Here is a 21,453-nt window from a genome sequence, read left to right on the forward strand (position 1 = left end):
CAGAGCTGCGTAGCGTGCGTTCCGGCGCGCCGGGAGCCCCGGCCCGCCACGGGGAGGATCCATGCGCTTCGCCCGCACCACTCCGCACCGCCGGCCGCGGCCCCACCTCTTGGCCGCCTTGTTCCTGCCGGGCGGGCTGGCCTGCCTGGCTCTGGCCGCCCTCGTGGCCAGTTCGGTCCCCGCCACCCTGGCGAAGGAACGCGCCTACTCTTCGGCCTTGCCCTGCCCGGCCATGGCGCGCCCTGAGGACAAGAACTGCCTGCGGCTGGTCCCGCATACCGTGCTCAACACGAAGATCTTCGACGGTCGCGGCGCGCAGTACGAGGCCCGCCTCGCCTCCGGATCCGCCTCCCCCCTGACCGTGCGCTTCAGCGGCGACTCCCCCCTGCTCGTCCGCCTGCACCGGGGCGACCCCGTCACGGCCACCGTCTGGCGGGGACGCATCACCTCCGTAACCGGGAGGGGAGTGAGCCAGGCGACTCCGGCCGACCCCACGGGCGACTACCTGTATCCCATCGCCCTGAGCCTGCTCCTCACGACTGTCGGCGCCTTCGGCCTGTGGTTCGTCTGGTGGCTGCTGCGCCACCCCGGGGACTACGCGGCCGGCCGCACCAGGTCGGTGAGCGTTGCCGGCTGGGTCTTGGCGGGCGTGCTCAGCCTCATCCCACTGGCCGCGCTGGTCGGCGCATTCGCAGGCGCCCCTGTCTGGTTTCAGGCCTGCATGCCGGCGGGCTTCCTCGCCCTGGCCTGGAAGTGGGGACGCCCATGGCGCTCGACCGCGCGACGCGCTCCGCGGAGCGAACGGCCCGATCGGCAGGATCCGAAGGAGACCCCCTAGATCCGGAAGGCGTCCGCGTGGTCCGTGGACCAGGTTTCGAAGGGGCGCGGGGTGTGGCCGGTGAGGTGCTCCAGGTCTTCGGTGAGGGGGACCGGGAGGCCGTCCGAGGCGGACCAGAAGTCGAGCAGGGCTTCCGCGTACGGGGCCGGTATGTAGCCGGCGGCCTCGGACTTCCACTGCTCGCGCGAGACGGGCTCGAAGGGTATGGGCCGGCCGAGGGCCTCGCCCAGTATCGCCAGCTGTGCGGCGAAGGTCAGTGTCCGCGGTCCGGTCAGGGTGTACGCGCGTCCCCCGAGCGAGGGGTCGGTGAGGACCGCGTAGGCGGCTTCGGCGAGGTCGGTCTCGTGGACCGGATCGCTGTACGCACCCGGGTACGGCAGGCGGACCGGGTGGCCCGATTTCATCGCCCAGGCCCAGCCGAGGGCATTGCTGGCGAAGGATCCGGGGCGCAGCAGGGTCGTGCGCAGCGGGGAGGCGAGGAGGGCCTGCTCCACCGCGAGGTGGGAGGCGGCGAGGGGGCTGTCGGCGGCGTCGGGGGCCAGGACCGAGGAGGAGGACAGGAGGACGACGTCTTCGACGCCGGCGCTGACGGCTTCGTGTACGAAGTCCTCGATGGCGGCGGCCTCGGCGTAGAGGAAGACGGAGCGGACACCGGCGAGGGCTTCGGGGAAGGTCGCGGGATCGGTGAGATCGCAGTGAACGGTGCCGGGTGTGTCCGGCTCGCGGGATGCGAGGCGGTGGGGGACTCCGTGGGCGGCGAGGAGGGACGAGAGGCCCCGGGCGACGGAGCCGCGGCCACCGGTGACGAGGACCTGCGGGACCTTGGACGTGTTCGACATGGCGGATTCCTGTTCTTCCTGCTCTAGACTGAATACGTGACGCAGATTCTGTGTGACGCAACCTCTGCGTCACACAGATAAATTTGGACCACGGAGAAGCCGATGTCAACGGATTACGCTCGTTCGAGTGATGAGTGGACCCGCGCCGAACTGCTCGCGCGCATCGTCACCGAGAGCCAGCGGCATTACGCCGACTACTCGCTCTTCAACCAGGCCATGGCCGACCACGTGGGCCTGCACCCCACCGACATGCAGTGCGTCGCCCTCCTCGACATGGAGCCCGAGCCGGTCAGCACCGGTGACATCGCCCGTCTCACCGGTCTGACCTCCGGCTCCGCCACCCGCCTGGTGGACCGCATGGTCAAGGCCGGCATCGTCGAGCGGCACGCCGACCCGAACGACCGCCGCCGCTCCCTCGTCGCCCTCTCCCCCTCCGCCCGCGACCGGATCGGCGCCGCGTGGGACACCCCGGGCCGCGCCTTCGGCGCCGTCCTGGCGAGCTACTCCGACGCCGAACTCGCCGTCATCGCCGACTACCTGCACCGCGCCGCCGAAGTCGGCCGCGCCCAGGCCAAGCGGCTGAACTCGGCGGAGGGTGACTGACACGACCGGCGACCCCGGCCCCGGCCCCGGCCCCGGCCCCGGACAGGCCCTACCCAAGCGGCCGCTCCGGCGCTAGCCTCCCGCCCAACGGGCAACGGCGCGCGCCGGAGAAACGGGAGGGTCGGCGTGCGGCTGGAGGTTGTCCATGCCCACGCAGTCCCCCAAGTCCACACCCGTGCCCGCAGCCGGACCCACACCCGCCCCCACCCCCGCCCCCACCCCCGCCCCCGCAGGCTTCCGCGGGGTCTTCGCCCTGGGCGGCCGCGCCCTCCCCGTCCACGGGTTCCTCGCCCGCCTCCCCGCCGCCCTGTGCCCCATCGGGACGCTGCTGCTCATCAACGAACGCGACGGCATCGGCGCCGCCGGGACCATCGCCGCCGCCCTCTGGCTCGGCCAGGCCCTTGGGGGTCCGGTCATCGGCCGGCTCGCCGACCGGCGCGGCCACCGGCCCGTGCTGCTGGTCGCCTGCGCCGCGAACGCCGCCGTGCTCCTCGCCCTCGTCGCCGCCGTGCTCGGCGGGCTGCCGCTCGCCGCCCGCCTCGCGCTCGCCGTCGCCGCCGGCCTCACGTCGGCGCAGGTCGGGCCGCTGGCCCGGGCCCGGTGGGCGCGGCTGGCCGGGGAGGACAAGGCCCTGGTCGGGGCCGCGCTCTCCTTCGACACCACCCTCGACGAGGTCGGCTTCATGGTGGGGCCCACGCTGGCCGGGATCCTCGCGGTGACCGTCCACCCCGCGTCGGCGCTGCTCCTCGCAGCCGCCCTGGGCCTGGTGTTCGGGACGCTCTTCGCCCTGCATCCCACGGCGCCCGGGCCAACGCGGCCGGGCACCGGCGCGCGGGGCGACGTACGGCTGTGGTCTCCGGCGCTGGCGCTGCTGTTCGTGGTGGCCGTCCTGCAGGGCGCCGCGTGGAGCGGGGCCAACACCGGGGTCAACGCGCTCGCCGTGGCGGTCGGCTCCCCCGGGGCCGCCGGGCTCGTGTGGGCCGCCATGGCGGTGACCAGCTCGGTGGCCGGCTTCGTGACCGTGGCCCGGCCCGGAACGGCCGCCCTGACCGTCCGGCTGCGCAGGACCATCGCCGCCCAGGCACTGCTGACGCTTCCGCTGCTCGCCGTCTCCGGCCTGTGGGGCGCGGCCTTCGCGGTCGCCGGCATCGGGCTGGCCGTCGCCCCGCACCTGATCGCGCTGTTCGGCCTCGTGGAACGGGCCGGACCCGCCCGGCGGATGGGCGAGGCCATGACCCTGGCCGGCAGCGGTCTGATCATCGGCCAGGCGCTGGCCGCCGCGGTCTCCGGTCCGCTCGCCGCGGCCTACGGGTACCGGGCGGCCTTCGCCGTCTCCTGCGCGGCCGCGGCGGCGTCAGCGGTACTGGCGTGGGCGGCGGCCGACCGGATGCTCAGCCCTACGCCGTCCGGTTCGCGCCCTGAATGTGGAAGTTGAAGTCCGTGTGGCCGAGGGTTCCCATCAGCCGGAGCCAGATGGGCAGCAGCATCTCCGTGCCGCGCGCGGTCTCGATGCCGCCCAGGTCGACGACGCTGCGCTCGCGCCAGTCGAAGGAGTACAGGAGTTCCCGTACGGCCTTCTTGGCCTCGGCGTCCTCACCCGAGAGGAAGACGGTGTGGTCGCCGGGGACCCTGGCCGGGTCGACCATGACCTGGCAGTTCATCGTGTTCAGCGTCTTGACCACGCGCAGCCCCGGGAACGTCCGCTGGATCAGCTCGCCCAGGCTGTCGCTGTCCACCGGGTCGAGCCCGGGCGGGAACCCGCGGGAGAAGTCCAGCGGGTTCGCGATGTCGATCAGGATCTTGCCGTCCAGGTGCGCGGCGTCGGCCTCGGTCAGGGCCGCCACGCTGACCTGCCCGCCGGTGGCGTTGACGAGCACCTCGCCGAGCCGGGCCGCCTCCGCGAAGGGGGCCAGCCCGGCCGCCGGGTGGGCCTGCTGCCAGGCGGCGTATTCGGTGCGGTCGAGGGTGGCCCCGGGGTCCCGGGTGCCGATGACGACCTCGTGATCGAGGGAGAGCAACCGGGCGGCCACCGTACGGCCGACGATCCCGGTGCCGAGGACTGCGTAGCGCATGACGCTTCCCATCGCATACGGAAGGAACACGGAGGAACGGGGAGAAGGGCGGACCCACTCAAGCAGGTCGTACGGATTCCCGCGCGGGAGGCGTCAACTCCGCGCCAACCTCAGCTAGTCCAGGATCCCCACGTCGTAGAAGAACTGGTAGCGCGTCGGCTCGTCCGGCAGGAACCAGTGGAAGCCCTCCTCCAGGAAGACGGCCACGAGGTTCACGGCGATCACCAGCCCCAGGAACCACAGCGCGGCCATCCCCACCGTGCGGTACGGTCCCGGGTCCTCGGCCGGGACGAGCCGGTCCGCGGTGGCGTGGGCGAAGGCCAGCACGATGCCCACGGCGACGACCGAGGCCTGGAAGAGGATCCACGCCCAGACGTAGAGGTGCAGCCCGAACACCTCGCTCCCGTACCCCTTGTCGCCCGGCAGGACGTGCAGCATCGTCTGCCGCCACGAGGCGAACGAGCCGGCGGTCACGGCGACCAGGGACAGGCCCCAGCCCATCATGTAGTCGCGGCCGGTGACCGCCCCGCGCGAGAGCGCCGTCCGCACGATGTGGGCCGCCCCCATGGCCGCCAGCAGCATGAACATCCGCTGCACCATGCAGAGCGGGCAGGGGTACTCCCCCAGCCCGAACTGGTAGAAGAGCCCGCCGCACACCACCCCCGTCCAGCCGATGGCGAAGGCGCACGCGAACCAGAACTGGACCCGGCCCAGCAGGCCGCCCTCCAGCGGCGCCTCCGGGAGGAGGCTGGACATCGCGGCCACGGTCAGTAGCTCAAGGTGAGCGCGAGGCCGCCGGTGATGTGGTGCGCCATCAGAAGGATCACGGCGAGGAGCACGAGCCACCAGGCGCCGAGCACGATGAACCGCGGGGAGTCCCGGTACATCGCGATCAGGGTGGCGAGGAGGCCGCCGAAGATGAGGGTGTCCATGGCGCGGACCGTACCGACCGGGGGACATGCCGGGCGTGCGGCGCGCCCCCGCCCGGCCCAGGGTTACGTCAGTTGCGTCGCCGCTTGCGTCGGCCGCGTCCGGCGCGGGCGGACTCGCCCCGGGCCCGCCCGTCCAGCGCGATCCACACCCGCACCTCGGTGCCGCCGAGCACCGAACGCCCCAGCCGCACGTCCCCGCCCGTCGACTCCGCGACCCGCCGCACGATGTCCAGCCCCAGGCCCGTGGACCCGTCGCGGCCGCCGTCGTTGCCGCGCCGCAGGGCCGCGTCCGGATCGGAGATGCCGCCCCCCGCGTCCGAGACGAGCACGATGACCGCGTCCCCGGCGTCGTGGACGTCCACCGCGAAGGGGGTGCCCTCCGGGGTGTGCCGGAACACGTTGCCCAGCATGGCGTCCAGCGCCGCGGCGAGCTCCGGCCGGGCCACGGGGATCCGTACCGTACGGTCGACCCCCGCGAGCCGCACCTCGCGGCCCTCGTCCTCGGCCAGCGCCGACCAGAACCCCATCCGGTCGCGGATCACCTCGGAGGCGTCGCAGCCGGCGCCCGCCCCCTGCACCCCGCCCGGGCCCTGCGCCGCGGCCGGGCGCTGCTCGCGGGCGGTACGGATGATCGTGTCGACCTCCCGCTCCAGCTGCTCCACGGCCGCCCGGGTCTGCTCCGCGGCCGGACCGTCGCCGAGGGAGGCCGCGTTGAGCCGCAGCACCGTCAGCGGGGTGCGCAGCCGGTGCGAGAGGTCGGCGGCCAGCTCCCGCTCGTTGGCCAGGAGTTCCACGACCTGGTCCGCCATCGAGTTGAACGCGACGGCTGCCGAGCGGAGTTCCTTCGGCCCGTCCTCCGGGACCCGGGCCCCCAGCCGGCCCTCGCCCAGCCGGTGCGCGGCGTCCGCGAGCCGCTCGGCCGGCCGCACCAGGCGGGCTCCGAGCCGGTCCGCGACCGCCACCGAGCCCACGATCAGGGCGAGGCCGACCCCCGCGAGGACCAGCCAGGCGGTGGCGACGCCGTTGCTGACCTCGCTCTCCGGCACCAGGATCTCCACGACGGCGATGTCCCCGGAGCCGAGCGCCACGGGCTGGAGCAGCGCGAAGCCGCCGCCCGCCACGGGGGCCGTCGCGGCCCGCCCGATCCGCCGGGTCTCGGAGACGGCGCGCTCGCCGGCCCAGCCGTCGCCGATGTCCACGCGCGGGTCGTCCCCGACGGCCGGGACGTGCACGGCCATCCGCCGGTCGGCGCCCATCTGCGTGGACTCCACGGCCTTGCGCAACTGCACCGGGTCGGTGGTGATGGACAGCGTCGGCCCGATGGTGGCGGCCTGCCGCTCGGCGTTGGAGAACGCCCGGTCGCTGGCCATCTCCTGGACGACCAGCCCGAGCGGTACGGCGAAGGCCACGACCACCATCACGGTGACCGCGAGGCACACCTTGACGAGGGCCCACCTCACGGAGAGCCCCTCACGCCGGCGGCTCCAGCTTCACCCCGACGCCCCTCAAGGTGTGCAGGTAGCGCGGGCTGGCGGCGGTCTCGCCGAGCTTGCGGCGCAGCCACGACAGGTGGACGTCGATGGTCTGGTCGTCGCCGTAGGACTGCTGCCAGACCTCGGCGAGCAGCTCCCGGCGGGCCACGACCACGCCCGGCCGCCCGGCCAGGAAGGTCAGCAGGTCGAACTCCCGCCGGGTGAGGTCCAGTACGGCCCCGTCCAGCTCGGCCTGGCGGCGCAGCGGGTCGATCGCGAGGCCGCCGACGCGCAGCACCCGGGAGGGCGGTTCGGCCCCGGCGGCGGAGCGGGCGCGGCGCAGCACGGCGGCCATCCGGGCGGAGAGGTGCTCCACGGAGAAGGGTTTGGTCAGGTAGTCGTCGGCGCCGTCGTTGAGCAGCCGGACGATCTCCGCCTCGTCGTCGCGGGCGGTCGCGATGATGACGGGCACGTCGGTGATCCCGCGCAGCATCTTGAGCGCCTCGGCCCCGTCCAGGTCGGGCAGTCCGAGGTCGAGGATCACCACGTCGAAGCGGTTGTGGGCGACCTCGCGCAGCGCCTCCAGGGCGGTGCCGACGCTGCGCACGGTGTGCGAGGCCTCGGTCAGGTGCCGGATGAGGGCGGAACGTACGAACTGGTCGTCCTCGACCACGAGCACACTAGCCATGGCCCGCACCGTAGCCCATCCGGGGGACGCCGAGGGGTGGCGGGCCGGGTCTGGGGCGGGTGGTGCAGTATGTCCCCCGATGCGACGAGGACGAGTCGGTAGAGCGGTCGGCCATGCCGGGGCGTGGACCCTGGCGACCGGGGCGGCGGTGACGCTGTCGTGGTGGGGCGTGCACTCGGTCATGTCCGGCACCGCCTACGATCCGCCGCTCGCGGTGCCGCTGGCCGCGCAGCCCCTCTCCTCCTCCACCCACCAGGCGCTGCCGCCGGATCCGACGCCCTCGTCCTCTCCGCCGCCGTCGCCCTCGCCGTCCGCGTCCACCGCGCCGGCCTCCCCCTCCTCTTCCGCCAGGTCCTCCGCGCCGCCCACCCCGCAGCCGCGGCGCCAGGCGCCGCCGGGCGAGAACGTGAAGGCGTACAGCGTCTCGGGCGGCCGGGTCGTCTTCGATCTCGGTGCCACCTCCGCGGAGCTGGTGTCGGCGACCCCGCTGGCCGGCTGGCGGATGCAGGTCTGGAAGCAGCCGTCCTGGATCCGGGTCACCTTCACCCGCGACGGCCGCGAGGTGTCGGTGTTCTGCACCTGGCACGACCACCCGCCGCTGGTGGAGATCGTCGACCCGTAGCCGGGCGGCCCCCGGACCTTTGTCCACAGGCCCGTCCGCCCGGTCGGGACCGCCGGATACCGTGGCGCCATGAGCACCCGTGCGCGGTACGTCACCGACCTGATCGAGGCCTGCGAGCGGTACGCCGACCGGCCCGCCCTCGGCTCCGGTCCCTGGGTCCTGACCTACTCCGAGGTGCTGGCCTGGACGTACCGGCTGGCGGGCGCCCTGGCCGAGCTGGGGATCCGGCGCGGCTCCGCACTGGCCTGCGTCTCGGCGGGCAACCCGCCCCGGACCCTGCTCGTCCGGCTGGCCGCGCACGTGCTGGGGGCCCGGCTGACCCACGTGTGCGTCGGCCCCACCACCCACGGACTCGACCAGCTCCTACGGGACTGCGCGCCCGACCTGGTGGTCCACGACACCCCGGTGCCGCCGGGCCCCGGTGCCCGCATCGGCCTGGCCGCCCTGCTTGAGCTGGCCTCCGCCCGGGAGGCCCTGCCCGTGGAGGTGGCGGCGCGCGGCGAGGACGTGGCCCGGGTGACCTACACGGGCGGTACCACGGGCCGGCCGAAGGGGGTGGCCTCCACCTTCGCCGCGATGGCGGCCCGTACGGCCACCCGCACCGATGCCCCGCACTCCCCGGACACCGCGCCGCTCACCTTCGTGTCGACCGACTCGCTCTCCCAGCGCTCCGGCGGCCGGTGCCTGGAACAACTGCGGACCGGCGGCCGCTCCGAGATCCTGCACCCCTTCGGCACCCGGGAGTTCGCCGAGGCCTGCCGGCGGCTCGGGCCCGCGGCCACGTACCTGACGCCCTCGATGCTGTACCGGCTGCTCGACGACCCGGAGACCGCCGACGGCGTGCCCGGCCTGGTCCGGGTCTCCTACGGCGACTCCCCCGTCCACCCGGAGCGGCTGCGCCGGGCGCTGACCCGGTGGGGTCCGGGGGTGCGCTGGACCCAGGGCTACGGGATGAACGAGGCCGGGGTGCTCAGCCGGCTCTCCCCGGCCGACCACGACGCGGCGGCCGCCGACCGACCCCACCTGCTCGGCTCCGTCGGCCGTCCGGCTCCCGGGGTGGAGGTCGAGGTGCGGGGCGCCGCGCCGGGGGCCACCGGAGAGGTGTGGGTGCGCTCCCCCATGGTGATGGCCGGCTACCGCAACCAGCCCGCCCTGACCGCCGAGGTGCTGCACGAGGGCTGGCTGCGCACGGGGGACGTCGGGCACTTCGACGCCGACGGGTACCTGTACCTCGACGACCGGGTCAAGGACGTGGTGATGGTGCACGGGGCGAACATCTACTGCGGCCCGATCGAGACGGCCCTGACCAGGCATCCCGCCGTGGCCCGGGCGGCCGTCGTCGGGCGCACGGACCCGCTCACCGGGGAGGCGGTGTGCGCCTTCCTCGTCGCGGCCCCCGGGCACGCCCCGACGGACGGGGCGGCGGAGGCGGCGTGCGCGCTGGTCGCGGCGGAGCTGGCGCCGGGGCAGCGGCCGGCGGCGGTGTTCTGGCTGCCGGAGCTCCCGCTGACGGACCGCGGCAAGCCGGACAAGCGGAGGCTGCGCGAGCTGGCGGCGGCCCCGCGGGCATAGCCGCGGGGATAGCCGCGGCTCAGCGGAAGACCGAAGGCGGGGGCTCCGGCGAGGCCACCGCCGAGGCGTCCGAGACCGGGGCGGCGCCGCCCGCGAAGTCGATGAGGGCGCGGCCGTGTTCGACCCGCCCGGGGTGCGGGTCGCTCGCCACCCGGCGGGTGAACTCGGCGACCGGAAGCTCCCGGTCGGCGGCCACCAGCACGCCGTTGCCGAAGCGTTTCCCCCGCCACACCACGGGGTCGGCGGCCAGCGCCAGTTCCGTGAACCGGGACGCGGCGGTGGCGATCTGGCCCCGCAGATGGGAGAGCGGCGGACCGTCCGCGAGGTTCGCCACGTACCAGCCGCCCGGCGCCAGGGCCCGGCGTACGTCGTCCAGGAACTCGGCGCTCGTCAGGTGCGCCGGGGTCCGGGCCCCGCTGAACACGTCGGCGATCACCAGGTCGGCCCAGCCGTCGGGGATCTTCGCCAGCCCGGCCCGGGCGTCGACCGCGCGGACCCGGACCCGGGCCTGCGGGTCCAGCGGCAGGTGTTCCCGTACGAAGGCCACGAGCCCGGCGTCGATCTCGACGATCTGCTGCGTCGAGCGGGGGCGGGAGGCGGCCGTGTAGCGCGCGAGGGTGAAGGCGCCGCCGCCGAGGTGGAGCACGTTCAGGGGCTGGCGGGCGGGGGCGAACAGGTCGATCAGGTGGCCGATCCGGCGCTGGTAGGAGAAGTCCAGGTGGCCGGGGTCGTCCAGGTCCACGTGGGACTGCGGGGCGCCGTCGATCAGCAGGGTCCAGGCGCGCGACCGCTCCCGGTCGGGCTCCAGCGCGGCGTGACCGCCGTCGACCTGCCCGGCCGGTGCCTCGGCGCTCTCGCGCCCGCGCCGCTTGTCACTGCCCTTGCCCTTGCTCGCCACGTCCTCATTATGGCTGGTCAGGGCCGGGAGCGGGTCAGCGGCAGCTGCGGGAGCGGGTCAGCGGCAGCTGCCGGAGCGGGTCAGCGGCAGTTGTCGGCGGCCTCGATCAGCCGGGCCGCCTCGCCGAGCGCCGCCCGCAGCACCTCCGGGTCGGTGACCGGCCCGACGGCGTCCGGCGGCAGCAGCCAGCCGGTGTCGCCCGCGGTGGGCGAGGTGTCGCCGAAGCGCATGCCGCGCCCGTTGGTGTGCGTGCAGGCGCTGCCCGGGAGGTCCCAGGCGTCGGCGGTGCCGGGCGGGACGAGGAAGCCGAGGGTGCTGCCGGAGCCGTCGTGCAGGACCGGGCCGACGCCGCCCGCGCGGCTGGCCTGTCCGGCGGCCCGCTGGATGATGTCGACGGCCTCCAGCCCCTGCCGGGTGGGCACGGTGACCAGGTCCGGGGCGCCCGCGAGGAGGGCCGCTCCGGGCTCGGGCGCGGTGTTCACGTCCGTACTCTCCATGCCGCCCTCCACCAAGGGAACCCCTCCTCGATCCGCGTACGAGCATCGCGCGAGCGGTCCCGGAAGCCGGCGGGCTTCCTCCCACTCCGCACGGGTTCAACGCACGGGAACGTCAACAGGTGCGGCGGCAAGACGCTGCAAAGGATGGCAGTTCATGGCGGATCGCGGGTGAGATATCCGTTTTGTAGCCAAACACCGAGTCAACCCTCCGTCCGTGGCGGTACGTTCGTGCCCGCCGGGCAGCGCGTCACACAGGCACCACCGCTTCACCGCACAGGCACCGGCAGCGCGATCACTTGCCCAGAGAGGCCACGTCCATGGCGGCGTCCCCCCACTCACCGAACACCCCCTTCCGGCGACTGCGCGGTCAGCACTCCCCGGCCGAATTCGCCGCGTTGGTGCGCAGGGCGGCGAAGGAAATCGGAGAAACGGTTTCCTGCGACGCCCGTTACATCGGCCGGGTCGAGTCCGGCGAGATCCGCTGCCCCAACTACGCCTACGAGCGGGTCTTCCTCCACATGTTCCCCGGCCGCACCCTGGCCGACCTGGGGTTCTCCCCGCGCGAGACGGTACGGGGCCGGCTGGCGCAGCGCGAACAGGCCGCGCCCTTCGCCGCCTTCGCCAAGCGCCCGCACCCCACCGGCATCCCTGCCCCTTCGCGTTCCAAGGAGAGCGACGTGCTGCGTCGCGCGTTCATGGCGGGGGGTTCCGCGACCGTGGCGGCCGCGACCCTCAGCCTCACCCTGCTCGGCGACACCCGCCGGATCCCGTCCCGCGCCGGCGAGTCCGAGGCGGCCGCCGTCGAGGACGCCGTACGCCAGATCCGGCTGCTGGACGACCGGCACGGCGCCGACGCCCTGTACCGGCGGGCCGCGGAACCCCTGCGCACCGCCTACGCGTTGCTCGATGCGGGGGCGACCCGGCAGTCCACCGAGGACCGGCTGCACGCGGGCGCGGGCGAGCTGGCCATCTCGGTGGGCTGGCTCGCGCACGACTCGGGCCGGTTCGACGACGCCCGCTCGCACTACGCGGAGGCGCTGGCCACGGCCCGGGTCTCCGGGGACGCCGGGCTGGAGGCGCACGCCTTCAGCAACATGGCGTTCCTGGCCCGGGACTGCGGGCGCCCCCGCGAATCGGTACGGGCGGCCCAGGCGGGCCGCCGCGCCGCCCGTTCGCTCGGTTCCCCGCGGCTGCTGTCGCTGCTCGCGCTGCGGGAGGCCGGCGGCTGGGCGGGACTGTCCGACCGCAAGGCCTGCGAGGAGGCGCTGACCCGGGCGCACACGGAGTTCTCCCGCGGTGAGGCGGGTGCGGACCCCGAGTGGATGTCGTTCTTCGGCGAGGCCGAGCTGGAGTCCCTGGAGTCCCGCTGCTGGGCCGCGCTCGGCGAGCACGCCCGGGCCGCCCGGCACGCCCGCCGGGCGGCGGACCTCCAGGACCCGCACTTCGCCCGCAACGTCGCCCTCTACACCGCGGAGCTGGCGGACAACCTGGCCCACGCGGGCGCCCCCGACGAGGCCGCCTGGGCGGGCGGCCGGGTGCTGGACCTGCTGGCCCAGGTCCAGTCGACCCGCATCCAGTCGATGCTGGCGGCCACGGCCCGCACCCTGGTCCCCCACCAGCGCTCCCCGCGCGTCGGCGCCTTCCTCGGGCGGCACGCGTCGGCGGTATGACGACTGGTATGGCAACCAAGAAATACACCGTGACCCTGCCGGAGGAGCTGGCGGAGGAGATCCGCGCCGAGGTGGGGTCCGGTGGATTCAGTCGGTACGTCACCCAGGCCATAGAGCGCCAGCGCGAGCGGGACCACCTCCACGAGTTCGTCGGCTGGTGGGAGGGCGAGCACGGAGAGGTCACCGACGCCGAGCTGGCGCTGGCCGAGGCTGAGCGGCTCTCGCTCCAGCGGCAGCACGCGGAACTCAAGGCCCGGTCCGTGCCGGACCGGAAGGCGAGTTGATGTCCGGGCTCGTCTACGTGCTCGACAGCGAGGGCCTCTCCCAGGCCGTGCTCGGCAACCGTGCCATGGGCGCCCGCCTCAAGGACGCGGATCGCTCGGGCATTCGGGTGGTGACCAGCTCCATGACGCTCATCGAGGCCTATCACAAGCGGGTCAGGAAGGCCGCGTGGTCGTGGACCCCTTCGAAAATCGCGGTGGAACCGGTTACGCGCGAGATCGCGGGCGAGGCGATCGAGCTGCTGGAGGCCGCCGGCCTGCACGGGCACAAGTACGCCATCGACGCGTCCCTCGCCGCCGTGGCACTGCGCCAGCCGGGAAGCGTCACGATCTTCACGTCCGACGCGCAGGACATGAGGCTGCTCTGCGGCGACCGCGTGCTCGTACAGGGGGTCTGAGACGGGGAACCCCGTGCCTGTGCCCGGATGCGGCTCCGGGCACCGGCGGGCCGCCCCCGATGGCCGGACCGGGGGACGGCCACGAGCGGCCCTTCCGGCCCGCCGCCTACGCGTCCAGGTGCCCCGTGTCGTTCCAGCGCTCCAGTGCGGGGGCCCCGTACGCCCAGCCGAGGACCGACAGGGAGGTCGGCTCCAGGCGGATGCGGGCGCCGAAGGAGGCGTCGAAGCCGAGCCAGCGGGCGGCCAGGGTGCGCAGGATGTGGCCGTGCGCGAAGACGAGGACGTCGCGTTCGGCCGAGCGGGCCCAGGTGACGACCTCGTCGGCGCGGGCCGAGACGTCCGCGACGGACTCGCCGCCCGGGACCCCGTCGCGCCAGATCAGCCAGCCGGGCCGGATCGCCTGGATCTCGGCCGGGGTCATGCCCTCGTAGTCGCCGTAGTCCCACTCCATCAGCGCGTCCCACGGCTCCGCCTGGATCCCGAAGCCGGCCAGGTCGCAGCTCTCGCTGGCGCGGACCAGGGGGCTGGTGCGCACCTCCAGCCCGCGCAGGCTCGCCCACGGGTCGCGGGAGAGGCGCTCGCCGAGCAGTTTGGCGCCGCGCTTGCCCTCCTCCAGCAGGGGCACGTCCGTGCGTCCGGTGTGCTTGCCGAGCTGGGACCACGCCGTCTGGCCGTGACGGGCCAAGAGGATGCGGGGGGCCATATGAGTTCTCCTGGTCGAGGGGTGGGATGGGTGGGGCGGGCGGGACGGGTGGAGCACCGACGGCCCGACCATTCGCACTGCTTTGCGGGGGTTCCGTCGCCGTTCCATCATCCATCAGGTGAACGGCGCGCAACCCTTGCCTCTTCACACACGTCATACGCCGTATGACTAATAGGCGGCAGCCTCCGCGTTGGTGGGCCGAACTGCTGCTCCTCGGGCTCGTCTACGCGGCGTACTCGGGTGGCAGACTCCTCGCCCGGGGCGACGTCGGGATGGCGGTGGACCACGGGCTCGCGATCCTGCGCCTGGAGGAGCTCCTGGCCATGGACCTGGAGCGGCCGCTCAACCGGCTCTTCACCGCGCAGGCCGTCCTCGGCATACCCGCCGACTTCGTCTACGCCTCCCTGCACTACCTCGTCACCCCCGCGGTGCTGGTCTGGCTCTACCGGCGCCGCCCCCAGCAGTATCGTTTCGCCCGCACCTGGCTCATGCTCTCCACCCTCCTCGGGCTCGTCGGCTTCGCCCTGCTGCCCACCTGCCCGCCGCGGCTGCTCGACGCCTCGTACGGGTTCACCGACACGATGGCCCGCTACAGCTCCTACGGCTGGTGGGGCGGGGAGGCCAGCGCCCCGCGCGGGCTCGGCTCCTTCACCAACCAGTTCGCGGCCATGCCCAGCCTGCACGTGGGCTGGGCCCTGTGGTGCGGGATCGTGCTGTGGAGCTGTGCGCGCCGGCCGCTGGTCCGGGCGCTCGGGGCCGCGTACCCCGCCGTCACCACCCTCGTGGTCATGGGCACCGCCAACCACTACTTCCTCGACGCCGTCGCCGGGGCCGCCGTGATGGGCGCCGGCTACCTCGCCGCCCGCGCCCTGCCCGCGGGGATCACCGGGATCGCGGGGATCACCGGGATCGACCGGAGCGCCGCTTCCGCCGGGTCCCCGGGTTCCGCCGCGGCCGGCCCGCACACCACCCGAACAGCCGGTTTCCGCCGTAAGTCCACGATTGTCAGTGGCGGATGGGAGACTTCCGCGGGTGAGCTCCTACCCGTCCAGCGGTCAGCCGCCGCAGACCCCGCCGCGGTCCCCCGGACCGACGGCGCAGCCGGCGGCATGGCAGGCCACCCAGGCCGCGCAGCCGACGAATCCCCCGAGTCCCCCGAAGACGCTGCGGCAGCGGCTCGCTGACCTGCGCGGCCCCGATGTCGCACCGCGCCCGCTCGACGCCCGCGCGCTGGCGGCCCTCGCCGCCAACCCCGGGTGCGGCAGACGCGCCCTGCTCGACGGGGCCGGCGTGGACAAGACCGTCCTCGCCGCCGCCCTCGGCTCCCCCGCGGCCTTCGGGCAGTCGCAGTTCGCCATCGTGCGCGGCAACTCCTTCGAGGCCAAGGTCAAGGGAGACGGCGGGGCCGAGCTCCTGCGGCTGGTGTACGAGCACCTCGGCGCGGGATCCGGCACCGCGGGTTCCGGCGGCGTCGCGGACCCGCCCGGACCGGACGCCCTCACCCCCGACCTCACGGCCGCCGGCCCCCAGGGCCGCGCCGCCCGCACCGCGCTCGCCCTGCGCGAGGCGACCGCCGCCGGGGCCTGGACCCTGCTCGACCACCCCATGCTCGCGCTGGAGGTGGCCGGCTCCCCCGCCTACCTGGAGCCGGACGCGGTCGTCGTGCACCCCGACGGGCGCTGGACCGTGGTGGAGATCAAGTCGTTCCCGATGATCGACGGGTCGGCCGACGCCGCGAAGGTGGGCGCCGCCGCCCGCCAGGCCGCCGTCTACGTCCTGGCCCTGGAGACCACCGCCGCCAAGGTGGCCGGCGCCGAGGTCGGGCACACCGTGCTGCTCGTCTGCCCCAAGGACTTCTCCAACCTGCCCACCGCCGCCCCCGTTGACGTCCGCCGCGAGCGCTCGGTGACCCGGCGCCAGCTGGAGCGGCTCACCCGGGTCGAGGAACTGGCCGGGGCCCTGCCCGCGGGCCTCACCTTCGACCCGGCGTCCTCGGCCGAGGAGCTGACCGAGGCCGTGTCGGCCGTGTCCGCCTCCTACGCCCCCGAGTGCCTGGCCGCCTGCGAGCTGGCCTTCCACTGCCGGGAGCGGGCCCGCACGGCCGACGAGGTGACCGCGCTCGGCCGCTCCGTACGGGGCGAGCTGGGCGGGCTGACCACGGTCGAGGCGGCCCTCGCGGCGGCATGCGGTTCCCCCGACGGGGCGGCCCCCGACGACCCCACGGCCGCCGCGCTGCGGCAGGCCGCCCGGCTGCGCGCCGAGGCGCTGGAGCAGGCCCCCGCCCGCGTCCGCACGGAGGCCGCCGCATGTCCCTGCTGAACACCCTGGCCCGGCTGGAGGCCGTCCGCGCCGGGCGGGCCCAGCCGCTGGCGACCGTACGGCACCGGCATCTGAGCGAGCAGCCGCTGGTCTTCGTACCGCTGACCACGGCGGGCGAGGCCGGGGCTCCGCTGGGCGCGATGGTCGGCACCGATCCGGACCGGCCGCACGTCCTGGCCATACCGCAGCCGCGCGACCGGGACCTGCGGTGGGAGTTCCTGGCGGAGCTGGCCGGGCACGTGGTCCCGTACATCGAGGGCTACGCGGACGCCGTGGAGCCGGTGGAGCGCACCGAGACCGATCCGGAGACGGGCAAGCGGGTCAAGGTGGCGGCCGAGCTGTGCCTGGACGCGCCGCAGCTGATCGTGCCGAGCCGCGCGGGCATCGAGTACGTGCGGCTGCTGGGGCGCTCCATGCGGTTCCGGCGGACCGCCGAGGAGGACCCCGAGCACCCCTACCCGGCGCCCGCGCAGGTGCCGCTGCTGGGCCGCTGGTTCACGCACCTCGCCGAGCGCTCCCGGGTGCCCGGCTCCTCCATGCTGCTGTCGGCGACGGACCTGCTGTCGCGGCACTGGGCGACCGGGCAGAGCAATCTGGAGGACCAGCACCTGGGCGCCCTGCTGGCGTGGATCGCCCCGCCCGAGGGTGAATCCGGCGCCGAGCGGGCGCTGCGCGCCGAGCTCGGCCGGGACCCGCAGGGCCTGCTGCTGGTCCCGCCGGCGGGCCCGGCCACCGATCCGGCCTTCGACAACAAGCTGCTGGCCCCGGCGATCGCGAAGTTCGACGCGGCCCGGGCGGCCGAGGCGGCGAGCGGGAACGGCGACGGACGGCGCGCCGCCGCCGAGCAGGCGGTCCGGCGGCTGGTCGTGGAGCAGATGGAGGGCACCTGGCGGGCGGTCTGGGAATCGGTCGCCCTGCTCCGCGAACTGCCCCCGGGCGAGCGCACCGAGGACCGCTGGACCGGTGACCGCTGGTCGTACACCGGTCACCGGGACCGGGTCCGGGCGGGCGAGGGCCCGCAGCCGCGCCGCGACGACGCGGTGACGGCCGCGCGCAAGCTCGCGGCGCGGGAGACCGAGCAGGTACGGCTCGACGCCCAGGAGGCGCTGGACGACCTGCTGGTGATGGCGGGCCGGCGGCTCTCGGGCGAGGCCTTCGCCGGCGAGGTCACCGAAGTGGTCATGGAGTGGACGGAGTCGAAGCGGCCGAGCCCGCGCCCCCTGGTGTGGGTGGCCACGGAGGACCGGCCGCAGCTCACCGGGGACGGCGGCGGCAGCGGCGGTCCGAAGGTGTACCGCTCGCTGGACGGGCGCCCGCAGAGCGCGCAGTTCGTGCGCCGCGAGGAGGACGGCCGGCTCGTGCTGCGCCTGCTCGACAAGATGGGCCGCGGCAAGGACCCGGAGCCGGGCTCGGTGCCGGAGAAGGGCGACCGGGTCTGCTGGACGCTGTTCGAGCACGATGCGCGCGGCGGCCCGAAGCTGCCGGACCCCGAGCGGACCCCGTGGACCCACGGCGGACCGCCCGCGCACTTGACCGGCGACACCCCCGTGCTGCCGCTGCCCGATCCCGTGACCGCCGAGGACCTCCTGTGAGCATCGCGAGCACCGCTTTCGATCCGGGCGCGGCCGCCGGCCGGGCCACCGACGCCATCCTGCGCGACACCCTGCACGGCACGGCCCGGGGCGTGGTGGTCGACTCCCCGCCCGGGGCCGGGAAGTCCACCCTGGTCGTCCGGGCCGCCCGGGACCTGGCGGCGGCCGGGCGCCGGCTGATGGTGGTCGCGCAGACCAATGCGCAGGTCGACGACCTGGTGCTGCGGCTGCACGCGAAGGATCCGGAGCTGAAGGTGGGCCGGCTGCACAGCAGCGAGGGCGATGCCTACGATCCTGCGCTGCGCGACCTGGACTCCGTGGTCCTCTCGGCGAAGCCGGGGGACCTGGCGGGGCTGCCGGTCACGATCTCGACGGCGGCCAAGTGGGCGTGGGTCAAGGACGTGGAGCCCTGGGAGCACGCCATCGTGGACGAGGCGTACCAGATGCGGTCGGACGCGCTGCTGGCCGTGGCCGGGCTGTTCGACCGGGCGCTGTTCGTGGGCGACCCGGGGCAGCTCGACCCCTTCAGCGTGGTCGGGGCCGAGCAGTGGGCGGGCCTGTCCTACGATCCTTCGGCCTCGGCGGTGTCCACCCTGCTGGCGCACAACCCGGACCTGCCGCAGCACCGGCTGCCGGTGTCCTGGCGGCTGCCGGCTTCGGCCGCGCCGCTGGTCTCCCGCGCCTTCTACCCGTACACGCAGTTCCGCAGCGGTACCGGCCCGGGCGACCGGCGGCTGTCCTACGGGGTCGCGGGCGACGGCTCGGGCCCCGACCGGGTGCTGGACGAGGCCGCCGAGTCGGGGTGGGGGCTGCTGGAGCTGCCGGCCCGGCACACCCCGCGCACCGACCCGGAGGCGGTGCGGGCGGTGGCCCTGGTGGTGCGCCGGGCGCTGGACCGGGGTGCGGTGACGGTGGACGAGCAGCCGGGCGGCCCGTCCCCGCTGACGGCGGACCGGATCGCGGTCGGCACCGCGCACCGGGACCAGGCGGCGGCGGTCCGGGCGGCGTTGTGCGCGATCGGGGTCACGGGGGTCACCGTGGACACGGCCAACCGGCTCCAGGGCCGCGAGTACGACCTCACGGTGGTCCTGCACCCCCTGTCGGGCCGCCCCGACGCGACCGCCTTCCACCTGGAGACGGGCCGGCTGTGCGTGCTGGCCTCCCGGCACCGGCACGCCTGCGTGGTCGTGGCCAGGGCGGGGATAGCGGACCTCCTGGACGCCCACCCGTCCTCGGAACCGGTGCAGTTGGGCGTGACGATGAAGTTCCCGGACGGCTGGGAGGCCAACCACTCGGTCCTGGCCCACCTGGCCGAGCACCGGGTGCTCTGGCGGCCGTAGCGGAGCGGTGGCTACCGGGGCCGGAGCAGTGGCTCCGGGACCCCCGGTTCGGCATGTGAAAATCACTTCACCGTACAAGTGATCATTTCAGAAGGGGGCTTGTACTCCCGTCATGCCGTTGACCCGCCGTACCGTCCTGACCACCGCGGCCGCCGTGGCCGCCGTCCCGGTCATCGTCCCCGCCGCAGCCGCACGGGCAGCCGGCCGTCAGACCGCCCTCGCGGCCGGCCCCCTCGCCAAGAGCCCGACCGGCCCGGGCCTGCACGCGCGGAACAGGTTCGACCTGCGGGCCGAGCCGGCCGACCTGTTCGGCAAGGAGATCCGGCTCACCCAGGGCAGGGTGCACCAGCAGGTCGCCTTCGATCCGGTGACCGGCCTCGCCTACGCGACGCAGCTCATCAGCGACGGCCGCCAGCTCGCCGACGAGTCCGCCCCCGTACCCGGCGTCGAGCGCGAGCGCCGGGGCGACCTGTGCATCAACGAGGTCGCCCCCGACGGCGCCGTCCGTGCCGTCATGTACCTGAGGGGTGTCGGCCACGGCGGCGGGCTGGGCGTCGAGCACGCCGACGGCCGCGTCTGGCTCTGGCTGGAGACCGACGCCACCCCCGTCGCCGACGGCTTCGCCTACGGCAAGCGCATCGGCCGCATCGCGTTCGCTCCCGATGCCGTCGTGGATGCGGGGAGCGCCGGCATCGAGGTGTTCGACCCCGTTCCGGGGACCTCCGGCATCACCCCGTCCCTGGATGCCGGGCGCGGCCGCATCGGGATACGCCACGGGGCGCACGGCGCCGAGGAGTACCGCGTCTACGACCTCGACGCCTTCAAGCGCCGGTCCTTCACCCCGCTGCACGCGTTCCCGGCGCGCTACCGCACCCAGGCCTGGTGCCTGGCCGGTGACCTCGTCTACCAGAACGAGGGCAGCGCCTACGGTCCGGCCAACCCGGCCCCGGGCAACTCCTGGTGGAACGTCTACGACATCACCACCGGGCAGACGATCGAGCGGCGGTTCAACACCACCGCCCTCGGCCTCTCCCACCGCGAGACCGAATCCATCACCGTCCGTCCGACGCCCGACGGGCCCCAGCTCGTTTTCGGCTTCGCCACCCAAGAACCAGGACCGCGCCGCATGGCCCTCTATGGCATCACCAGCACCACCGACGGCACGGGCGAGCACGTCCCGTGGACCAACCTGGACTACGACACCGCCGTCTACACGCCCAACTCCGGCAACTACGTTCCCCAGTACCGCCAGCTGGGCAACCGCGTCGACCTCCACCTGCGGCTGGCCCGCGCCGACGGCGCCCCGTGGACCAACGGCGAGAAGGTCCTCACCCTCCCGCCGCACATCCGCCCCCAGCGCACCCAGGGCCTGATCGGCGTCACCACCGGCTCCGGCGTCACGGACTCCCTCACCATCCGGTGGGAGGTCCTCACCGACGGCTCGCTCGTCGTCTTCGACCAGCGCCAGCTCACCGGCTGGATCGGACTCGACGCCGGCTTCTTCACCAGCTGAACCGGCTGAACCAGCCGAACCGGCTGATCGCGTGCCGGGCCGCACGGGCCCGGCTCAGCGGGTCTTGCGTTCGACGCCGAGCCGGGTGCGGAGCAGTTCGCCCACCTCGGCGAAGGTGCGCAGCTGCTCCGGGGTCAGGATGTCGATCAGGTGGCGGCGCACCGATTCCACGTGGAGCGGTGCGGCCGTCATGATCGCGGTGACGCCCTGCTCGGTGAGCACCACTTCGGCGCCGCGCCCGTCGTCGGCCACCTCTTCGCGGCGGACGATGCCCCGCTGCTCCATGCGGGTGAGCTGGTGGGAGAGCCGGCTGCGGGACCACTGCATGAGGACGGCGAGGGCGCTGATGCGCATGCGGTGGCCGTCGGTGGAGCCGAGGACGGACAGGACGTCGTAGTCGGCTTCGGAGAGGCCGCTGTCCTGGGTCAGATCGCGCGCGATATCGGCGTTGACCAGCGGGAACATCCGCCGCCAGGCGTACCAGGCCTGCTGTTCGGGCTCGCTGAGCCAGCGCGGTGCGCTCTCGGTCCCGTGGCCGCTCTCTTTCTCGCTCATGGTCCAAGTCTAGACCGATGCGTGACACGTCACCTATCTAGTTGACACG

The 21,453-nt window shown here is 74.3% G+C and carries 22 protein-coding genes and 1 pseudogene; 13 read left to right on the forward strand and 10 right to left on the reverse strand.

Translation table 11 applies throughout. From position 1 onward, the window contains the following. Positions 1–61: 61 nt before the first annotated feature. Complete coding sequence (locus ACFWNV_RS04790; RefSeq protein ID WP_383940505.1) at positions 62–838, forward strand: hypothetical protein; 777 nt, start codon at positions 62–64, stop codon at positions 836–838. On the opposite strand, the gene ACFWNV_RS04795 is transcribed toward ACFWNV_RS04790, so the two are convergent. Next, positions 835–1,677 carry an NAD(P)H-binding protein gene (locus ACFWNV_RS04795; RefSeq protein WP_383940509.1) on the reverse strand — a complete coding sequence of 281 codons (843 nt, stop codon included), beginning with the start codon at positions 1,675–1,677 and terminating at the stop codon, positions 835–837. The two genes, ACFWNV_RS04790 and ACFWNV_RS04795, sit on opposite strands and share 4 nt — an antisense overlap. 102 nt (positions 1,678–1,779) lie before the next feature. Here ACFWNV_RS04795 and ACFWNV_RS04800 point away from each other — a divergent pair, with 102 nt between their 5' ends. Beyond that, the gene (locus tag ACFWNV_RS04800) at positions 1,780–2,280 is read left to right on the forward strand and encodes a MarR family winged helix-turn-helix transcriptional regulator (protein ID WP_383940511.1); all 501 of its coding nucleotides are present in this window, start codon (positions 1,780–1,782) and stop codon (positions 2,278–2,280) included. 145 nt (positions 2,281–2,425) lie between these two features. After that, the gene (locus tag ACFWNV_RS04805) at positions 2,426–3,715 is read left to right on the forward strand and encodes an MFS transporter (RefSeq protein ID WP_383940514.1); all 1,290 of its coding nucleotides are present in this window, start codon (positions 2,426–2,428) and stop codon (positions 3,713–3,715) included. Here the strand turns inward: ACFWNV_RS04805 and ACFWNV_RS04810 are convergent. The 5 genes from ACFWNV_RS04810 to ACFWNV_RS04830 form a co-directional block, all read right to left on the reverse strand. Next, positions 3,678–4,352, reverse strand: a complete 675-nt coding sequence (locus ACFWNV_RS04810) for an NADPH-dependent F420 reductase (RefSeq protein ID WP_383940517.1) — start codon at positions 4,350–4,352, stop codon at positions 3,678–3,680. The two genes, ACFWNV_RS04805 and ACFWNV_RS04810, sit on opposite strands and share 38 nt — an antisense overlap. A gap of 114 nt (positions 4,353–4,466) precedes the next feature. Then, the gene (locus ACFWNV_RS04815; RefSeq protein ID WP_383940520.1) at positions 4,467–5,108 is read right to left on the reverse strand and encodes a disulfide bond formation protein B; all 642 of its coding nucleotides are present in this window, start codon (positions 5,106–5,108) and stop codon (positions 4,467–4,469) included. Positions 5,109–5,119: 11 nt separating this feature from the next. Then, the gene (locus tag ACFWNV_RS04820; protein WP_383940523.1) at positions 5,120–5,284 is read right to left on the reverse strand and encodes a DUF5993 family protein; all 165 of its coding nucleotides are present in this window, start codon (positions 5,282–5,284) and stop codon (positions 5,120–5,122) included. A gap of 68 nt (positions 5,285–5,352) precedes the next feature. Continuing rightward, positions 5,353–6,744 carry a sensor histidine kinase gene (locus ACFWNV_RS04825; protein ID WP_383940526.1) on the reverse strand — a complete coding sequence of 464 codons (1,392 nt, stop codon included), beginning with the start codon at positions 6,742–6,744 and terminating at the stop codon, positions 5,353–5,355. Positions 6,745–6,754: 10 nt separating this feature from the next. Further along, complete coding sequence (locus ACFWNV_RS04830; RefSeq protein WP_383940529.1) at positions 6,755–7,444, reverse strand: response regulator transcription factor; 690 nt, start codon at positions 7,442–7,444, stop codon at positions 6,755–6,757. Between the two features lie 79 nt (positions 7,445–7,523). Between ACFWNV_RS04830 and ACFWNV_RS04835 the strand changes: the two genes are divergently transcribed. Both ACFWNV_RS04835 and ACFWNV_RS04840 read left to right on the forward strand, forming a co-directional pair. Next, the gene (locus tag ACFWNV_RS04835) at positions 7,524–8,066 is read left to right on the forward strand and encodes a hypothetical protein (protein WP_383940532.1); all 543 of its coding nucleotides are present in this window, start codon (positions 7,524–7,526) and stop codon (positions 8,064–8,066) included. Between the two features lie 69 nt (positions 8,067–8,135). Continuing rightward, positions 8,136–9,638 (forward strand): class I adenylate-forming enzyme family protein, encoded by a 1,503-nt coding sequence (locus tag ACFWNV_RS04840; RefSeq protein ID WP_383940535.1) that lies wholly within the window; start codon positions 8,136–8,138, stop codon positions 9,636–9,638. Positions 9,639–9,657: 19 nt separating this feature from the next. On the opposite strand, the gene ACFWNV_RS04845 is transcribed toward ACFWNV_RS04840, so the two are convergent. Further along, positions 9,658–10,536 carry a spermidine synthase gene (locus ACFWNV_RS04845; protein WP_383940538.1) on the reverse strand — a complete coding sequence of 293 codons (879 nt, stop codon included), beginning with the start codon at positions 10,534–10,536 and terminating at the stop codon, positions 9,658–9,660. An 80-nt stretch (positions 10,537–10,616) separates the two neighbouring features. Continuing rightward, positions 10,617–11,033, reverse strand: coding sequence for a hypothetical protein (locus tag ACFWNV_RS04850; RefSeq protein WP_383940541.1), 417 nt, complete (start codon positions 11,031–11,033; stop codon positions 10,617–10,619). Positions 11,034–11,350: 317 nt separating this feature from the next. Here ACFWNV_RS04850 and ACFWNV_RS04855 point away from each other — a divergent pair, with 317 nt between their 5' ends. From ACFWNV_RS04855 to ACFWNV_RS04865, 3 genes are read left to right on the forward strand one after another with little or no spacing between them, the layout of a single operon-like run. Next, positions 11,351–12,703, forward strand: coding sequence for a tetratricopeptide repeat protein (locus tag ACFWNV_RS04855; protein WP_383940544.1), 1,353 nt, complete (start codon positions 11,351–11,353; stop codon positions 12,701–12,703). An 8-nt stretch (positions 12,704–12,711) separates the two neighbouring features. After that, positions 12,712–12,987, forward strand: a complete 276-nt coding sequence (locus ACFWNV_RS04860) for a hypothetical protein (protein WP_383940547.1) — start codon at positions 12,712–12,714, stop codon at positions 12,985–12,987. After that, positions 12,987–13,382 (forward strand): type II toxin-antitoxin system VapC family toxin, encoded by a 396-nt coding sequence (locus tag ACFWNV_RS04865; RefSeq protein ID WP_383940550.1) that lies wholly within the window; start codon positions 12,987–12,989, stop codon positions 13,380–13,382. Before ACFWNV_RS04860 ends, ACFWNV_RS04865 begins: the two co-directional genes overlap by 1 nt. A 106-nt stretch (positions 13,383–13,488) precedes the next feature. Here ACFWNV_RS04865 and ACFWNV_RS04870 read toward each other — a convergent pair whose 3' ends face one another. After that, positions 13,489–14,085 carry a histidine phosphatase family protein gene (locus tag ACFWNV_RS04870; RefSeq protein WP_383940553.1) on the reverse strand — a complete coding sequence of 199 codons (597 nt, stop codon included), beginning with the start codon at positions 14,083–14,085 and terminating at the stop codon, positions 13,489–13,491. Between the two features lie 323 nt (positions 14,086–14,408). On the opposite strand from ACFWNV_RS04870, the pseudogene ACFWNV_RS04875 reads away from it, so the two are divergent. The 5 genes and pseudogenes from ACFWNV_RS04875 to ACFWNV_RS04895 all read left to right on the forward strand — a co-directional run. Next, a pseudogene (locus tag ACFWNV_RS04875) lies at positions 14,409–14,882 on the forward strand (phosphatase PAP2 family protein); the annotation flags it as partial. A gap of 235 nt (positions 14,883–15,117) precedes the next feature. Next, positions 15,118–16,404: a hypothetical protein gene (locus tag ACFWNV_RS04880; RefSeq protein WP_383940556.1), complete on the forward strand. Its 1,287-nt coding sequence runs from the start codon at positions 15,118–15,120 to the stop codon at positions 16,402–16,404. Continuing rightward, positions 16,392–17,996 (forward strand): hypothetical protein, encoded by a 1,605-nt coding sequence (locus ACFWNV_RS04885; RefSeq protein WP_383940559.1) that lies wholly within the window; start codon positions 16,392–16,394, stop codon positions 17,994–17,996. Before ACFWNV_RS04880 ends, ACFWNV_RS04885 begins: the two co-directional genes overlap by 13 nt. A 2-nt stretch (positions 17,997–17,998) precedes the next feature. Further along, complete coding sequence (locus ACFWNV_RS04890; protein ID WP_383940659.1) at positions 17,999–19,336, forward strand: AAA domain-containing protein; 1,338 nt, start codon at positions 17,999–18,001, stop codon at positions 19,334–19,336. 112 nt (positions 19,337–19,448) lie between these two features. Then, positions 19,449–20,849: a signaling protein gene (locus ACFWNV_RS04895; RefSeq protein ID WP_383940561.1), complete on the forward strand. Its 1,401-nt coding sequence runs from the start codon at positions 19,449–19,451 to the stop codon at positions 20,847–20,849. Positions 20,850–20,903: 54 nt separating this feature from the next. On the opposite strand, the gene ACFWNV_RS04900 is transcribed toward ACFWNV_RS04895, so the two are convergent. Beyond that, the gene (locus ACFWNV_RS04900; protein ID WP_383940564.1) at positions 20,904–21,404 is read right to left on the reverse strand and encodes a MarR family winged helix-turn-helix transcriptional regulator; all 501 of its coding nucleotides are present in this window, start codon (positions 21,402–21,404) and stop codon (positions 20,904–20,906) included. Positions 21,405–21,453 lie beyond the last annotated feature (49 nt).

Origin of the sequence: Streptomyces sp. NPDC058401 (assembly GCF_042722885.1) — a bacterium.
In the GTDB taxonomy this organism is placed as follows: Bacteria; Actinomycetota; Actinomycetes; order Streptomycetales; family Streptomycetaceae; genus Streptomyces.

Bases quoted from the DNA above. Each gene is read 5' to 3' on its own strand.
- ACFWNV_RS04790 (WP_383940505.1), top strand. From the start codon at position 62: ATGCGCTTCGCCCGCACCACTCCGCACCGCCGGCCGCGGCCCCACCTC.
- ACFWNV_RS04795 (WP_383940509.1), bottom strand. From the start codon at position 1,677: ATGTCGAACACGTCCAAGGTCCCGCAGGTCCTCGTCACCGGTGGCCGC.
- ACFWNV_RS04800 (WP_383940511.1), top strand. From the start codon at position 1,780: ATGTCAACGGATTACGCTCGTTCGAGTGATGAGTGGACCCGCGCCGAA.
- ACFWNV_RS04805 (WP_383940514.1), top strand. From the start codon at position 2,426: ATGCCCACGCAGTCCCCCAAGTCCACACCCGTGCCCGCAGCCGGACCC.
- ACFWNV_RS04810 (WP_383940517.1), bottom strand. From the start codon at position 4,352: ATGCGCTACGCAGTCCTCGGCACCGGGATCGTCGGCCGTACGGTGGCC.
- ACFWNV_RS04815 (WP_383940520.1), bottom strand. From the start codon at position 5,108: ATGTCCAGCCTCCTCCCGGAGGCGCCGCTGGAGGGCGGCCTGCTGGGC.
- ACFWNV_RS04820 (WP_383940523.1), bottom strand. From the start codon at position 5,284: ATGGACACCCTCATCTTCGGCGGCCTCCTCGCCACCCTGATCGCGATG.
- ACFWNV_RS04830 (WP_383940529.1), bottom strand. From the start codon at position 7,444: ATGGCTAGTGTGCTCGTGGTCGAGGACGACCAGTTCGTACGTTCCGCC.
- ACFWNV_RS04835 (WP_383940532.1), top strand. From the start codon at position 7,524: ATGCGACGAGGACGAGTCGGTAGAGCGGTCGGCCATGCCGGGGCGTGG.
- ACFWNV_RS04840 (WP_383940535.1), top strand. From the start codon at position 8,136: ATGAGCACCCGTGCGCGGTACGTCACCGACCTGATCGAGGCCTGCGAG.
- ACFWNV_RS04850 (WP_383940541.1), bottom strand. From the start codon at position 11,033: ATGGAGAGTACGGACGTGAACACCGCGCCCGAGCCCGGAGCGGCCCTC.
- ACFWNV_RS04855 (WP_383940544.1), top strand. From the start codon at position 11,351: ATGGCGGCGTCCCCCCACTCACCGAACACCCCCTTCCGGCGACTGCGC.
- ACFWNV_RS04860 (WP_383940547.1), top strand. From the start codon at position 12,712: ATGGCAACCAAGAAATACACCGTGACCCTGCCGGAGGAGCTGGCGGAG.
- ACFWNV_RS04865 (WP_383940550.1), top strand. From the start codon at position 12,987: ATGTCCGGGCTCGTCTACGTGCTCGACAGCGAGGGCCTCTCCCAGGCC.
- ACFWNV_RS04870 (WP_383940553.1), bottom strand. From the start codon at position 14,085: ATGGCCCCCCGCATCCTCTTGGCCCGTCACGGCCAGACGGCGTGGTCC.
- ACFWNV_RS04885 (WP_383940559.1), top strand. From the start codon at position 16,392: ATGTCCCTGCTGAACACCCTGGCCCGGCTGGAGGCCGTCCGCGCCGGG.
- ACFWNV_RS04895 (WP_383940561.1), top strand. From the start codon at position 19,449: ATGCCGTTGACCCGCCGTACCGTCCTGACCACCGCGGCCGCCGTGGCC.
- ACFWNV_RS04900 (WP_383940564.1), bottom strand. From the start codon at position 21,404: ATGAGCGAGAAAGAGAGCGGCCACGGGACCGAGAGCGCACCGCGCTGG.